At 47.3% G+C, this 14,919-nt stretch carries 12 protein-coding genes; 8 read left to right on the plus strand and 4 right to left on the minus strand.

Features of this window, described 5'->3' with window-relative positions:
* Window positions 1-84 precede the first annotated feature (84 nt).
* From cbpB to ACQ5DJ_RS29285, 4 genes are all read right to left on the minus strand, one after another.
* On the minus strand, window positions 85-555 hold the full coding sequence (gene cbpB, locus ACQ5DJ_RS29270; RefSeq protein ID WP_144614668.1) for a cyclic-di-AMP-binding protein CbpB: 471 nt from the start codon (window positions 553-555) through the stop codon (window positions 85-87).
* Window positions 556-820: 265 nt separating this feature from the next.
* Window positions 821-1,960, minus strand: coding sequence for an acyltransferase (locus tag ACQ5DJ_RS29275; RefSeq protein ID WP_429845514.1), 1,140 nt, complete (start codon window positions 1,958-1,960; stop codon window positions 821-823).
* 58 nt (window positions 1,961-2,018) lie between these two features.
* Window positions 2,019-2,861, minus strand: coding sequence for a lipoate--protein ligase family protein (locus tag ACQ5DJ_RS29280; protein ID WP_429845515.1), 843 nt, complete (start codon window positions 2,859-2,861; stop codon window positions 2,019-2,021).
* Between the two features lie 166 nt (window positions 2,862-3,027).
* Window positions 3,028-4,275, minus strand: coding sequence for an S-layer homology domain-containing protein (locus ACQ5DJ_RS29285; RefSeq protein ID WP_429845516.1), 1,248 nt, complete (start codon window positions 4,273-4,275; stop codon window positions 3,028-3,030).
* A gap of 154 nt (window positions 4,276-4,429) precedes the next feature.
* On the opposite strand from ACQ5DJ_RS29285, the gene ACQ5DJ_RS29290 reads away from it, so the two are divergent.
* The 8 genes from ACQ5DJ_RS29290 (at window position 4,430) to ACQ5DJ_RS29325 (ending at window position 14,833) form a co-directional block, all read left to right on the plus strand.
* A complete protein-coding gene (locus ACQ5DJ_RS29290) occupies window positions 4,430-4,639 on the plus strand; it encodes a hypothetical protein (RefSeq protein WP_429845517.1) in 210 nt (69 codons plus the stop codon).
* Window positions 4,640-4,687: 48 nt separating this feature from the next.
* A complete protein-coding gene (gene miaB, locus ACQ5DJ_RS29295) occupies window positions 4,688-6,199 on the plus strand; it encodes a tRNA (N6-isopentenyl adenosine(37)-C2)-methylthiotransferase MiaB (protein WP_429845523.1) in 1,512 nt (503 codons plus the stop codon).
* 6 nt (window positions 6,200-6,205) lie between these two features.
* Window positions 6,206-6,649 carry a RicAFT regulatory complex protein RicA family protein gene (locus ACQ5DJ_RS29300; protein WP_429845518.1) on the plus strand — a complete coding sequence of 148 codons (444 nt, stop codon included), beginning with the start codon at window positions 6,206-6,208 and terminating at the stop codon, window positions 6,647-6,649.
* A gap of 136 nt (window positions 6,650-6,785) precedes the next feature.
* Complete coding sequence (cotE, locus tag ACQ5DJ_RS29305; RefSeq protein ID WP_017249244.1) at window positions 6,786-7,346, plus strand: outer spore coat protein CotE; 561 nt, start codon at window positions 6,786-6,788, stop codon at window positions 7,344-7,346.
* A gap of 110 nt (window positions 7,347-7,456) precedes the next feature.
* Window positions 7,457-8,746, plus strand: a complete 1,290-nt coding sequence (locus ACQ5DJ_RS29310; RefSeq protein WP_429845519.1) for a putative amidoligase domain-containing protein — start codon at window positions 7,457-7,459, stop codon at window positions 8,744-8,746.
* Window positions 8,747-8,834: 88 nt separating this feature from the next.
* Window positions 8,835-11,408, plus strand: a complete 2,574-nt coding sequence (mutS, locus tag ACQ5DJ_RS29315) for a DNA mismatch repair protein MutS (protein WP_429845520.1) — start codon at window positions 8,835-8,837, stop codon at window positions 11,406-11,408.
* A gap of 24 nt (window positions 11,409-11,432) precedes the next feature.
* Window positions 11,433-13,508: a DNA mismatch repair endonuclease MutL gene (gene mutL, locus ACQ5DJ_RS29320; RefSeq protein ID WP_429845521.1), complete on the plus strand. Its 2,076-nt coding sequence runs from the start codon at window positions 11,433-11,435 to the stop codon at window positions 13,506-13,508.
* 128 nt (window positions 13,509-13,636) lie between these two features.
* A complete protein-coding gene (locus ACQ5DJ_RS29325) occupies window positions 13,637-14,833 on the plus strand; it encodes a hypothetical protein (protein ID WP_429845522.1) in 1,197 nt (398 codons plus the stop codon).
* The last annotated feature ends 86 nt before the right edge of the window (window positions 14,834-14,919 follow it).

The following is a 14,919-nucleotide window of genomic DNA, read 5'->3' on the forward strand; positions in this document are numbered from 1 at the left end:
AAGTCCCCTATAGGCAGACTTTTTTAAGTGTCTACTCTATAGGGGACAGTTTATTTATTGCCCCGTCTTTTTGTATGCCGTAACCTACGATTCTGCCGGCTGTTGTTGGTCAGCCAAAGGAAACGGCAGATTGCGAAAGTGACGATATACCAAAGCCAATATCGATTTTCGAGTCAAGATTCCTTGGAAATAGTGTTCGTCGTCTTCGATGCAGACGAAAGGGTGATTAATGGACACTTCCAATGCTTTCAAAAATTCATCGGTGTCACGCAATCGAGGGACCTTCGAATCCATCACATCATCTACAATATGTTCGGACATACGCTCGGTCTCGAAGCGTTCCAGACCTAGAGTCTTATTCATGATCATATTCGTGCTGATTAACCCATGCAAACGATACTGATGATCCAGTACAGGAACGGCTGAATAGCCGGACTTGATGAGGACTAGCAGGGCGTGTTCAAGCGAATTACCTAACTGCACATGTGCGACCTTTGTGGACGCGATTATGAGATCTTTGATCGGAATATGTAACAATGGGATCTCTTGATTCATTCAGATCCACCACCTTTTCTTTCTGTCGTCTATAGCAGTAAGCACTGCTTGTGATCCTCTTCTATGATACCGTAAGCGAGGTACAAACGGTAGGGCTACATTTAGAAAACTTGGCGTCGCCAAGCCTTTTGCGGGGCATTAGACGAAAAAAAGCCCGGCAGTTACGCCAGGCAAGTAATCGAGGTGTGGAACAATCGTCCCTATTTCTAGTATGGGAGATCATGTTGTTTTTTACATTAGGAGTTTAGAGGAAACCAGTTTCTCCTTACGCTTTATATGTTTGATTTTTGAAGATCGGTTTTGCTTCCACACGTTTTTTCCGATTAAACCAAAAGGACATCGTCGTCAACTCGTAGAGGAAAATGCACAGTGGCGGTGTAATCACGAACATGCCGAGAACCAAGGACGGCGTCGACCAGCCTAATCGATGAATGACGTAGCTCTGCATTAAAAACAAGATCAACGGATGAACCAAATAGATAGCCATATTTTGTTTGGCCAACCGGGCAAGCCACGGACCGAGTTTAGGTAGTTTACCGAGATAACTGGATGCCGGGTAAAAGCTGATGATCACACAGAGTGTGTACAACAAGTAAAGCGGTTCAAAAATATTCATGCTCTCGTAATAGCTTTTGGAGCCGGAAAGATAGCCGTACGCCATCCAAACAGCTGCACTTGCCATCACAACGATAGAAGGTATTTGAAGGCGGTTCACCCACGTCCGCCATTTATCCACATTCATCCCGGCATAAGCGCCGAGTGCAAAAGTAAATACGTACATAAAAACATAATGCTGTCCGTAAACATAGCTGTGCTGGATGAGGGACAGGAATGGGTTTGAAGCCCAATCAATGGCCCATAACGGCTGAATGAAAAAATAGCGGTAGAGAACGTACAGACCAGCTTGTCCAATAAATAGCGCGATGATCCAGCGGAAGTTCAAGTAACGTTCCACCCACGGTTTGATCAGGCAGAATAACAAGCACAGTTGCAAGTAAAGCGGAATGTAATACAGGTGGTAGAACGAACTGCCATTAAACAGACTTTCAAAAAACGGTCCAACTAGCACGGCCGGGTCAAAGGTTTGGTGTTTAAAATAGGTGAAGATGGCCGTCCAAATTACGTAAGGCAAAATAACCGCGCGCCAGCGTTTTTTCCAGAAAGCACGCCAATCCAATTGTCGGTTCTGATACCAGTAGAACAGTAGCATTCCAGTTGCAAAAATAAATAAAGAGCGACCGAATTTTAACAAGATGATTAGAACGGCTTGTAAATCACTATTCCACGGATACGTCTTCTCATTTGACAGAAAGAAACTGAGGATGTGAATCATCAAGACAGTAAGAGCCCCAAAAACAAAAAGGGCATTCAGATCCTGAAACGTCCCCTTTCGATTGCTATTCATAATTCCTCCAGAATTTTACCGGCAGCACCTGGAGAATCAAAAGCAAATATAATGCCCGTTATTCGGGTAAGTGCCAGTCAGGTGCGGCCAGTTCTTTTGCGGTATAAGAAAATAAGTGTAATCGTTGCGACAAATGATGCCTCGACTCTGTCACTAACTCATTTTGCACATAAAAGGGGGTAGGTGATACAGCCCACTCAGAACGGATTGTCTCCAATAGACGTGCTTTTACATCATCCATAGTGGCCAAATTCCCAGTCAAACTCGCAATGCTGCCCACTGTAGAAGCATCGATGGAAGGAATTGGCTTATGACTTTGCATTTCATTCAAGCCGGCGAGACGGTAAAAGCGCTCCATCCATTCCCCTCTTGGCCGATCGTCGACGTTAATGCATAACTGCAAAATAGAGCCGTGTCGCGTACGTCGTTGTGCCATACCTCCGATTTTTTTACCGTGAATGGAAAAATCGTATTCCCCTGCACAGTAAGAACCCGTCACTTCTCCAAATTCCAGCTTCCCGTAATCACGCAGGCCCACATTAAGAAGCTGGGCTACAAATGAGAAGAAGGAGTCAATGGAAATCGACGTGTCAGGTAATAAACAAGCCATATTGAGTACGCCAGCATCAAGGGGAACACAAGCTCCACCAGACGAGCGAAGAACACAACCAAAGCCATCTTGACCGAACTTACGTAAGGCTTGCTGGAGGTGAGGAAGCTTGGCGTCTCTGCGGCCGAGATACAGCGCCTGATCGTACACCCATAGATGAATCACAGGGGTTGCAGATTCAGATTGCATACTAGCTGTCAACGCTTCATCACGGATTAAAGGCTCAAGTGGACTATCCTGGTAGGTACCGGAGTCCATCCAGCGAAACGGTTGATTAACAGAAAATGACATAGGAAGGCTCCTTCACAGGACAAGAATAGCTACCATTATAACATTTGAAATGCGTTTATTTCTACGTTTTCGCTTTCTTTTTTCCATTTGGTAGAACATGCATGTTAAGTAGGGTGAAAAAATACCCGACAGGCCAAGATAGCTTGTCGGGTCAAAATATGGTTCTTTATTTGTTCTCCTTGAAGGAGAAATTGTCCAGATAGGTTGTTTTGCGAGGCGCGTTTTTAGTTGCCTCTTCTTGCAGGTACAGACCGAGCTTTGTGCCTTCTTGTTTCACATACTGTTGACCGAACAAGTATTGATCGTTCAGGTAAATGGAAACAGTGTTCTCATTAACTTCTACTTTTAAACGGTTGTTGGATTTCAGCTTGTAGGAGCTAGAAGTAATGATGTCAATATCGTCTTCTTCGACATCATTCACTTTACCTAAAACAACGCGATCTTTTTGAACGAATACAACATTGGCTTTTCCGTCTTTACCGTTGAAGTAAAGGCCGCCTAAACCTTCACTGCCTACGACATTGACATCGACGCTCAATTCGTATTTCTTAACTTTGTCAGACTCATTCCAATTCAGTGGCAGGAAGTAGTGATCCAGATCATCATCATCGGATTCCGCTGTCACTTGTTTGCTAGCGATCTCCCAGTTTCCTGTCGCTTTGTCTGTATCCCAGTTTTTCAATTTGGAATCAGAGAAGGAGTCGCTGATATTGATTCGCTCTGGCTCTGGTTGAGGCTGCGGTTGACCAGGGGTAGGGAATACAATTTTGATCTCATCATCATCGTCACGATCCAAAATAGCGCGATAGAGCAGAGAAGCAGCTTCCGCACGAGTAATCGGATCTTGTGGACGGAAATTGCCATTGTATCCTTTCATCAGATCGGTTTGGATCGCAATCGCAATATACGGACGCAGAGCTGACGAAATATCATCGTAATCACGGAACTTTTTCAATTGATTCAGGTCGGCTTTGTACTTTTGATCGTAGCCCAACAGGCGTACCAATGCGACAGCAATATCTTCACGTACTGCAGCTTGATCTGGCTTATACGTGTAGGTGGAACCGGATTTGTATCCAGTCAAGTAAGGCTTGGCGTATTCCACATACAGAAATGCCCAGTGATGACGCGGTACATCCTTAAAGGTTTGGTCGACGTAGCGTTTGTTTATATCTACATCTGCTGCTGCGATCATAATTTTGGCAAATTCGGCGCGGGTAACTTCATTGTTCGGTTTAAATGTCCGATTGTCGTACCCTTTGATGATCCCTTTTGCCGCCATCTCCGTAATTTCCTTGTATGCCCAATGGCTACGTGGAACGTCTGAGAAAGAAGGAGTGGAAGCGGCACCTACAACCGGGATAACCGTTAAGAACATCAACACCGACAAAAATACGGCTAGTGCTCTTTTCATGTTAACCTCCTCAAAATAGCAATGTAGTTTTTGTTGACTGCTATTCAGACGGCGAGTGGGCTTGTATTGTTGCAGGAGAAAAAAATATTATGGTGAAAATAGGAAAAAAGACGGAATTTCAAAAAATTTGGCAGGTAAGGAGGAGCATGTACCAATGGTAAGGGCATGCTTGTTTGATTTAGATGGAACGCTTTTGGATCGGGAACGTCGTTGGATGCATTTTTGGCAGGACTGTCTGGCATTTATAGGTGTGGTTGATCGGGAATACCACGAGATGATCGGCACGGTCTCTCGCCGTTTCGTACATATTTTGCCTCATAATGGGTATTATGCATTAGCTTTTGTATCACCCAAAATGATATAATTCTTTATTGGTTACTTATGTAGATGATTTTAGCTGAGGTGATACATGATGAAGGAAACGAAAGAGGCGACTGTGGACTTAAAATCCGTTAAGTCTCCAAAGCAAACGGAAGACTATGCGAAATACTTCCAGGCCCCCTCTCTGAAAGATGCGAAAAAGCGTGGTAAGGAAGAGATTTTAGTCCATTACGATTTTAATATCCCAGAAGACATGCAGCACATCGGAAAAGGAAAGCGTTATCACGTTCGTACGTATGGCTGCCAAATGAACGAGCATGATTCGGAGACGATTTCTGGTATTTTGCAGGCAATGGGTTATACCTCCTCTGATTCTGTCGAAGATGCGGATGTTATCCTATTTAACACCTGTGCGATCCGCGAAAATGCAGAGGATAAAGTATTTGGAGAGCTTGGCCACATGAAACGGCTCAAGAATAACAATCCGAATCTGATCCTCGGTGTTTGCGGCTGTATGTCCCAAGAAGAGAAAGTCGTCAAGAAAATCCTGAAAAGCTACCAGCAGGTCGACTTGATTTTTGGAACGCACAATATTCACCGTCTGCCAGAACTGTTGCGCGATGCGATGTTCAGCAAAGAAATGGTGATTGAGGTTTGGTCCAAAGAAGGCGATATCGTCGAAAATATGCCGAAGCTCCGCGAAGGAAACACCAAGGGCTGGGTTAACATCATGTACGGCTGTGACAAGTTCTGTACGTACTGTATCGTGCCGTATACCCGTGGAAAAGAGCGCAGTCGACGCCCAGAAGATGTTATCGCGGAAGTGCGTGATCTCGCTCGCCAAGGATTTAAGGAAATCATGCTTCTGGGACAAAACGTCAATGCGTATGGGAAAGATTTTGAGGACATCGAGTATGGTTTTGGAGACCTGATGGACGAGGTCCGCAAGATTGATATCCCGCGTGTGCGCTTCACAACAAGTCATCCGCGCGATTTTGACGACCACTTGATCGAGGTGCTGGCAAAGGGCGGCAACCTGGTGGAGCAAATCCATTTGCCTGTCCAATCCGGTTCGACAGAAGTACTCAAGCGGATGGCGCGCAAATATTCGCGTGAGCATTATCTGGAGCTCGTTCGCAAAATCAAGGACGCGATCCCGAATGTCTCGCTTTCTACCGATATTATTGTTGGCTTCCCAGGCGAAACCGATGAGCAGTTTGAAGATACCATTTCGATGGTGGAAGAGGTCAAGTATGAATTTGCGTATACCTTCATTTACTCCCCACGTGAAGGTACACCGGCTGCTGTCATGGAAGACAACGTTCCAATGGAAGTGAAAAAAGCGCGCTTATATCGACTCAATGAAGTGTTGGCTCGGATCGCACTGGAGCAGAACAAAAAACTGCAGGATCAGGTTGTCGAAGTACTGGTGGAAGGCGAATCGAGGACGAATGCGGAAGTGCTCGCGGGTCGTACGCGTACGAACAAGTTGGTCCATTTCACCGGCGACAAATCCTTGATCGGACAGTATGTGCACATAAAAATTACAGATGCGAAAACGTGGACACTCCACGGAGAACTCGTATCCAAAGTTGAGGTGTAGGTCATTATGGAACAAACAAACGTGTATACCCAAAAAGAAATTCTTGATAAAGCTCGCGAACTTGCAGCTATGATCGCGCGTACGAATGAAGTCGATTTCTTCAAACGTGCCGAATTGCAAATCAAGCACAATGAACGTGTGCAAGATTTGATCGATACCTTGAAGCAGAAGCAAAAGCAAATGGTGATGTTTGAATCCATCAACAAGCCGGAACTGGTGAAAAAAGTGGAAGGCGAGTACAACCAATTGCATGAGGAGCTGGATTCCATTCCAGTCGTGACGGAATTCAAGCAATCGCAAGTCGATGTGAACGATCTTTTGCAAATGGTCACGAACGTGATCACGAACACCGTTTCGGAGCGTATTATTTTGGATACAGGCGGAAACCCATTGACTGGAGAGACGGGTGGCGGGCCTGAAAAGAAAAAATCTGACGGCTGCTGCTCCTAATTCTTGATAAAAAGCCTTCCCGGCGCTGTTTTGATGAGTACCCAACAACTTTCCCAAATATAAGGTGGTTGTTTGCACGCTAGTCGAATGCCCTGCATACAAATGTACAGAAACGTTGTATGGAGGAGGTAACGAAATGTCGGGTATAGACAAAGATCTACAGTGCCGGGAACTTATCGCGAAAGCAGTCTGCGGCAAAGGCCATAAATTTTCTACTACCACCCACACCATCATACCGTCGCAAACTCCTTCGACGATCCTCGGATGCTGGATTATAAACACGAACTTCCAAGCAGAGAAAGTCGGAGATGCCGTTGAAGTATCTGGTATGTATGACGTCAACCTGTGGTTTTCGTTTGCTAATAACACGCAAACCGAAGTCAAGCGGGAAACTGTTAAGTTCTCCGTACTCGTACCGCTTACGTTCTTCGACAAGAACTGCAGAGGCGATCTGGAAATCGTTGCACGCGCCGTGGAGCAACCGAAGTGCATAAAAGCGGAGTTAAGTGGTGGTGGCACAATCACAGTCAGAGTTGAAAGCGAATATGCAGTAGAGGTCATTGGAGAAACAAAGGTGTGCGTTGTTGTCTGCAATAGTTGTGATGACAAAGAGTTCCATCTGGTTGACGACTTTGAAGATAACAGTGACGAGTTTGATGACTTTGATTCCGCTACGCTACTCGACGAGCTCGACTAAAGAGGAGAAATTATCTCCTCTTTTTTCTTTTTTTCGGATGCGTACCATTCACACTTTTTTCTGGGCGCAGTCATAAGATAACGAGAGAACAGCGGGGGAGTGTGGGAGGCATGATTCTACGCACAAAGGCGAGTCAGCGAGCTAACAACCAGGAAACACCAGCAACACAACCGATGACGGCCAACGCTAAAGAAGTCGTAGCGTATTTGCATCGTCCAGAAATCGGGCGCTGGTTGCTCCGGCAAGGGAGAATACCTGTAACGACAGGAAAAGCAGCGCGACCGGGCTGGCGGACATATAGGATCTGCCTTTACCAAGACTATGTACTGGATATCTCCAAAAGCGAGGAGCAATCACAATGGCTACTGCACCGGATGCAGGAACCTGAGTGGCATTCCGTCTCCCTGCCTTCCACCGAAACGGAGGTACAGGTGGTGCAAGGGCTAGCTGCGCGCAGTTTGTATGCCGCTGGAGCCGATGCGGGTCAAGTGACGATCATGGCTGCTTCTCCCCATCGGCTCAAGGTCGTCGAGGTGGAACCAAATTGGCCAGCCAAGCATGCTGACGAATACATGCAGCGGGCTCGAGATTGGTGGGAAGGTCGGATGCGCAAACAGCCGCAAAAGCTGCAAAGCATGGGGGCTGATCCCGAGTTTGCTTTACGTAAGCCCACAGGAGAGATGGCACTTGCTTCTGACTTCCTGAGTATTAATGGCACGGTTGGGTGTGACACGACACGCTATCGGGAAGAATTAGGTCTCCATCAGCACCCGGTTGCAGAGTTGAGACCTGCTCCATCGGAGGACCCTGATCAATTATTTATGCATATCTACGATAATCTGGCACTCGCATACAAAAAAATAGGGAATTCGTCTATCGAATGGCTCGCTGGCGGAATGCCGTTTCAAGGTTATCCAATCGGCGGGCATATTCATTTTGGCGGGCTTACCCCTACTTTTTCTCTTCGGCGAAAGTTGGATGCATACTTGGCTCTTCCCCTTGTTCTGATTGAGGACGCAGGCTGTATGAGCCGCAGAGAGCGATATGGATTTTTGGGGGATGTAAGGGAGAAGGAATATGGGTTCGAATATCGTACACTCCCCAGTTGGCTCGTTGACCCCCTTCTCACTCGAGGTATTCTGCATTTGGCCCATTTGGTTGCAACCAATCACGAGAAGCTACAAGCAACGCCTCACCTAAAGCTCCCGCTCATCAAAGCGTACTACCAGGGTGAAAAAGAAAAGCTCCTGCCGTACGTTGTCCAAGTCTGGCAAGAATTAAAGGAGCTACCAGGCTATACACTGTCACGAATTCATTTAGATCGATACTTTTCTTTTTTAATCGAAAGCCAATCGTGGAGAACGGATGAGGACCTTCGCAAGACATGGAAGCTAGCATAAACAGATCTACCATCGGATGCAGGGTCAACATTACCGTACAATCATGATATAATAGCGACGAGAATTCGTAGGCTAGGAGAAGAAAATCATGGCTCAATATACCCCGATGATTCAACAGTATCTGGCTATCAAAAAAGATTATCCGGATACTTTCTTATTTTTTCGCTTAGGCGATTTTTATGAACTGTTTTTTGATGACGCCATTCTTGCGTCCCGTGAGCTGGAAATTACACTGACGGGACGTGAGGGTGGTGGTTCTGAGCGCATACCAATGTGTGGTGTTCCACATCATGCGGCAGATGGCTATATTGCAGAGCTATTGAAAAAAGGACATAAAGTAGCCGTTTGTGAGCAAGTCGAAGATCCAAAAGAAGCCAAAGGGGTCGTTCGCCGGGAAGTTACACGCGTCATTACTCCGGGAACGATGATGGAAGGCAAATGGCTAACGGATAAGGAAAACAATTACATGGCAGCGTTGGCCCAAGTAGAAGGGCGAACAGGTGTTGCAGCATGTGATATGAGTACAGGTGAGATGTACGTTACCTCTTTGGTGGGACAAGCGGAGGCTGTTCTGGATGAAGCCTTGCAATATCGCCCCAAGGAGCTCGTCTTTTTTGGCTTCGCTGTTTTGCCGAAGACAGCATTGCCATCTACTGTCCTGGATGCAAACCAACTGGACGCATTTGCGGTGGATAGTCAATATGCGGAGCAGGCAAAAGGGCTGGATATGTCCATGCGAGCGGCGGTCAATACTCTCTTGTTCTACATAGGGACGACGCAAAAACGCAGTCTTGCCCATATGCGCCTGTTAAAACAGTACGATGCAAAGCAGTATCTGCAAATGGACGGCTTTTCCAGACGCAATTTGGAATTGACAGAGACCATTCGCGATAAGACGAAAAAAGGCTCTCTGTTGTGGCTGTTGGATCGGACTCAAACTGCAATGGGTGGTCGTCTTTTGCGCAGATGGATTGAGCGTCCATTGCTCAGTCGCGATCAGCTGGATGCACGTTTGAGCGCTGTGGAAGCCTTGAAGGGTGACATGCTGCTTCGCTCCGATTTGCGGACTTGCTTGGATCGTGTCTATGATTTGGAGCGTCTGGCGGGCCGTATTTCCTACGGGAATGCGAACGCGCGAGATCTCATTCAGCTTCGCATGTCTTTGGAAGCTGTTCCAGAGCTGAAGCAGTATATGATCCAAACGAATACGCCGGTATTGATGGAACTTGCACAAGGGATGGATGCGTGTACGGATATCGTCAACTATTTGGCTCATGCGCTCGTGGATGATCCCCCGATATCGGTTCGTGAAGGCGGAATGATTCGGACGGGATACGATGAGTACCTGGACAAGCTCCATACGGCAAGTCGTGAAGGGAAGACATGGATTGCCCAACTGGAGCAGGGAGAACGGGAAGCAACAGGGATTCGTTCACTCAAAGTAGGCTTCAATAAGGTGTTCGGCTATTACATCGAAATATCGAAGTCTAATATTGCCAACGTTCCGGCGGGGCGGTATGAGCGTAAGCAAACTTTGGCTAATGCAGAGCGGTATATCACACCAGAGTTGAAGGAACGCGAAGCGCTCATACTTGAAGCGGAAGAAAAGATGATTGAGTTGGAATACCAACTGTTTGTGGCTGTAAGAAGTGAAGTCGCGAAGCATATACCAAGACTGCAGAATCTGGCTGAGCGGATTGCATCTGTGGACGTTCTTCAGGCATTTGCTACGGTAAGTGACGAGCGCGGATTTATACGCCCTGAGCTTGTGGAAAGCGGCGAATATGTCATTACAGAAGGGCGTCATCCAGTAGTAGAAGCCGTTCTGGAGCGTGAAAAATACGTGGCAAATGACGTGGAGATGGATCAGACGAATCGTCAAGTTTTGCTCATTACGGGTCCAAATATGGCAGGTAAGAGTACGTACATGAGACAGATCGCCTTGATTACGGTGATGGCACAGATCGGTTGCTTCGTTCCGGCTAAACAGGCCAAGCTGGCGATTGTTGATCAGATCTTTACTCGAATCGGAGCAGCCGACGACTTGGTAGGTGGGCACAGTACGTTTATGGTGGAAATGCTGGAGACCAGACACGCCCTGCAAAAAGCGACAGCCAAGAGCTTGATCCTGCTCGATGAAATTGGCCGAGGGACTTCGACGTACGATGGAATGGCGCTTGCACAAGCAGTTATTGAGTACATTTGCCAAAAAATCGGTGCCAAAACACTCTTCTCGACGCACTACCATGAGTTAACCGGGTTAGCAGAGACGTTGAGTGGTGTTGTGAATGTCAACGCTCGCTGCGAAGAACGGGAAGGAAAGCTCTTGTTCCTTCATAAAATTGAAGAAGGACGAGCAGATAAAAGTTATGGAATCCATGTGGCAGAGCTGGCTGAAATGCCGGCCTGGGTCATTGAACGGGCACGCAGTATCTTAACCGGGCTTGAAGCGAATGGAAATGCAGCAAGTGACTTGCAAATGTCGCTCGAATCGCTATGGACGGCACCAGTTGCTGTGGTGCGTGAAGAGCCGATGCAGTTTACGTCGGCCGAGGAAGAAGCGATTATGACTGAATTGCGCGAGCTGGATTTGAATTCAACGACGCCAATGGACGCCATGATGAAGTTATATGCATGGAAACAGCAATTGAAAAAGCGATAGGGTTGGTCCGGAGGGGAGGCACTCATGGGAACCATTCAAGTTTTAGATGAGCATCTCGCCAATATGATTGCCGCAGGGGAAGTAGTGGAAAGACCGGCTTCGGTTGTCAAAGAGCTGGTCGAAAATGCAATTGATGCCAGTGCAACGACAATCGAGATCCACGTAGAGGAAGGCGGTCTGGAGATGATTCGGATCGTTGACAATGGGAAAGGGATGGATCGGGAAGATTGCCAGCTGGCTTTTGAGCGCCATGCCACCAGTAAAATCAGCAACGCTCGTGATTTGTTCCGCATTCGTACACTGGGCTTTCGTGGAGAGGCACTGCCGAGTATTGCTGCAGTCTCGCGCATGGAGCTGACGAGCAGTACGTCCAGTAGTGAGATAGGCACTCATCTGTTGATTGAAGGTGGGCAGCTCGGAACGCTTTCCGATAAAGCCGCTGTAAAAGGGACGGAAATATGTGTGCGCAGCTTGTTTTTCAACACACCTGCGCGATTGAAATATATGAAGTCGATCGCCACGGAGGTCGGACACATTTCCGATTATGTGAATCGGCTTGCACTCACGCATCCGTCTATCTCCTTCCAGCTGACTCATAACGGCAAGACACTTTTGCAAACGTCTGGCGACGGAAAGCTACTGCACGTCATGGCGGCTATCTACGGTGTGCAAGTAGCGAAGCTGCTTCTACCAATAGCAGGGGAGACCCTCGACTATAAGTGGTCTGGTTTTCTTTCGAAGACGGAAGTGACAAGGGCGAATCGCTCTTACCTTTCGACACTGGTAAACGGTCGATACGTGCGCAGCTATTCGATCAACAATGCGATTATGCGCGGTTATCATACATTGTTACCCATCGGCCGTTATCCGATTGTGGCTTTGCAGATCGAGATGGATCCGTCACTGGTCGATGTGAACGTACATCCTGCCAAACTAGAGGCGAGATTCAGTAAAGAAGATGAATTGTGTAGTGCAATAGAACAATCGGTAAAAGAGACATTGCGACAAGGCTTAGGAATTGTCAGACCCATGGCTACACAACCAAAAGCGAAGGTCGTCACCCAGGTCGTTCAACCGCAGTTTGACCTGCAAATTACCAAGCCTGAAACACCACAATCGTCACTGTTAGCAGCGAGTCCCCGACTCCAGGAATGGATGGCCAAGCAGGAAACGACAAGTAAGCAAATGGATGTAGTGCCGCATATCGCACCGTCCATTGAGAACGGCACGGTGAAGGAGACTACAGCCAACTATGAAAAGCTAGAGTCTGCAAAAGTAGAGGCTATCCCGCATGAAATTGTTCAGGCAACTCTGTTGGATCAAACGGACACGAGGGAATCTTTCCAACCTAACGAGACTAAGATTCCGGCACATTTGGATATTGTCCAGGCTCCATCCCTTGCTCCTCATTCAAGTAATGAAATCAGCAGTGAGGATAACCCAGCCGCAGCAGGTACCGATCAATCACCGCCACTCCCGGAAGATACCCATGAAAATGAGACCGATTCTCCTGTCCCCGTTATGTACCCAGTTGGTCAAGTACATGGCACCTACATCGTCGCGCAAAATGACGAGGGCATGTATTTAATTGATCAACATGCTGCGCAGGAGCGGATTTTTTACGAGTATTTCATGGACAAGCTAGCTGAGGAGGGCATTTCCAGCCAAATCATGCTATTTCCACATACGGTGGAGTATACCGCTGCAGAGGCAAGCAAACTGGAGAAGCGACTGTCACTTTTGCAATCGTTTGGTTTGGAGATCGAGGCGTTCGGGGGACGGACCTTTATCGTTCGCGCTCACCCGCATTGGTTTCCAGAAGGGGCGGAGCTGGAGGTCATTGAGGAGCTCATTCAGTTTGTGCTGGAAACGGGTGAAAACGCCCAAGCGAATGTCGTGCTGATGCGCGAAAAAGCTGCTATCATGATGTCTTGCAAAGCTTCGATTAAAGCGAACCGCTTCCTGACACATGCAGAAATGGAAAGCTTGCTGAACCAGCTACGCAAGACGAGCAGTCCGTATACGTGCCCGCACGGCAGGCCGATTGTGATTCATTTTACTGGTTATGACTTAGAAAAAATGTTTAAGCGTGTGATGTAACAGACACCCCCTGGGACAATTCCTCGGGGGTGTTTCTTTGATGAGTTTTATTCAGAAAATTTTAAAAACAAGATTGATTTTAGACAAACACTGACATATGATTACTTGCAAAAACGAGGTGAAACGAAATGAGTTCATCACGCCAAATCGGGATGTTTATTTATCCGTGGGACATAGCCGAGAGTGGTATCGAAGCTGTGATACAAACATTGCAAGGTGCCAAATGCAATACAGCGGTGGTCAATAGCAGCTATCATCAGGGGAGATTTTTTCACCCGCAAAGCAAAACGTTTCGCAGGCTACCGTTTTCAGGGGTGTCGTTTACGCCTGAATGGTCCAAGTACAACCGTTTGCGCCCCAATGTACACGAGCAAATCGCACAAGCAGGCATTCTTGCCAAAATGAAAGAAGCTTGTGAGCAGGCGGGAATGGGGTTTCATACATGGTGGGTTGGCCTTCACAATTCTACGCTTGGTTTGGCTCATCCAGATCTTTGTGTGCAAAACATTTGGGGGGATACATACACGTACGCGCTATGTCCTTCGCGGTCTGAGGTTCAGCATTACGCCAAGTCACTTTTTGCAGATACGCTAGAGCAAGTAAAGCCAGAGCGGATTTTGATCGAAGCAACCGCCTTTTTGCCGATGAAGCATGGCGAGCATCATGAAGTATGCCTCCTACCGTTAGGAGAATCACTGCAATGGTTGCTGTCGCTCTGTTTTTGCGAGGCATGTACGGAGCGTGCCGAATCAAAGCGAATCGATGTAGGAGTTGTCCAACAGCTTGTATCAAGGCTGGTCAATCAGATGGTGGAAGCCGATTCCATCTCGCAAGTATCCGCAGAAACGAGAGAAGTTGCCTATTTGCTGCTGGAATACCCGGAATTGTATCACTATCAGCAATCTCGTCTGGAAGTGGTAGATGGGCTATGGAGGAGCTTGAAGGAAATTGCTCTAAGTATGGGGACTGCATTGGATGGCTTTCCATCCTCGACACCGTTTTACGTGAATCAGTCCTATTGGGAAGGGGTTTCATTACGAAAAGCTGCGGCTACTCTCGATCGTGTCGTTCCTCTCGTCTATGGAGACAGTGTCAATGAGGTGGCGTATACGTTTCATGCAATGAAGCTTGTCGCCCCAGAAGCTGCGTTGGGGGCTGCTTTTTCCCTACATCATAGCCAAATCCAGTCAGCGTTCGATCTGGCAACGAGGGTGAAAACAGCAGTGGACGCAGGCGCTCAATCGATTACGTATTACAATCTCGGTTTGTTAAATAACCGCAGGCTGAACTGGATCAGACAGGCAAACCTTGCCATAGAGGAGTAGAAGTGAACGCAACCAAAAAGACCCACGGAACTAAACTGTCCCCTATAGAGTAGACACTTAAAAAAGTCTGCCTATAGGGGACTTTT

The organism is Brevibacillus sp. FIR094, assembly GCF_050477165.1.
Lineage (GTDB): Bacteria > Bacillota > Bacilli > Brevibacillales > Brevibacillaceae > Brevibacillus.

Coding starts and splice junctions, on each gene's coding strand:
- ACQ5DJ_RS29325 (WP_429845522.1), top strand. CDS start 13,637: ATGAGTTCATCACGCCAAATCGGGATGTTTATTTATCCGTGGGACATA.
- cbpB (WP_144614668.1), bottom strand. CDS start 555: ATGAATCAAGAGATCCCATTGTTACATATTCCGATCAAAGATCTCATA.
- mutL (WP_429845521.1), top strand. CDS start 11,433: ATGGGAACCATTCAAGTTTTAGATGAGCATCTCGCCAATATGATTGCC.
- ACQ5DJ_RS29285 (WP_429845516.1), bottom strand. CDS start 4,275: ATGAAAAGAGCACTAGCCGTATTTTTGTCGGTGTTGATGTTCTTAACG.
- mutS (WP_429845520.1), top strand. CDS start 8,835: ATGGCTCAATATACCCCGATGATTCAACAGTATCTGGCTATCAAAAAA.
- ACQ5DJ_RS29280 (WP_429845515.1), bottom strand. CDS start 2,861: ATGTCATTTTCTGTTAATCAACCGTTTCGCTGGATGGACTCCGGTACC.
- ACQ5DJ_RS29290 (WP_429845517.1), top strand. CDS start 4,430: ATGGTAAGGGCATGCTTGTTTGATTTAGATGGAACGCTTTTGGATCGG.
- miaB (WP_429845523.1), top strand. CDS start 4,688: ATGAAGGAAACGAAAGAGGCGACTGTGGACTTAAAATCCGTTAAGTCT.
- ACQ5DJ_RS29310 (WP_429845519.1), top strand. CDS start 7,457: ATGATTCTACGCACAAAGGCGAGTCAGCGAGCTAACAACCAGGAAACA.
- ACQ5DJ_RS29300 (WP_429845518.1), top strand. CDS start 6,206: ATGGAACAAACAAACGTGTATACCCAAAAAGAAATTCTTGATAAAGCT.
- ACQ5DJ_RS29275 (WP_429845514.1), bottom strand. CDS start 1,960: ATGAATAGCAATCGAAAGGGGACGTTTCAGGATCTGAATGCCCTTTTT.
- cotE (WP_017249244.1), top strand. CDS start 6,786: ATGTCGGGTATAGACAAAGATCTACAGTGCCGGGAACTTATCGCGAAA.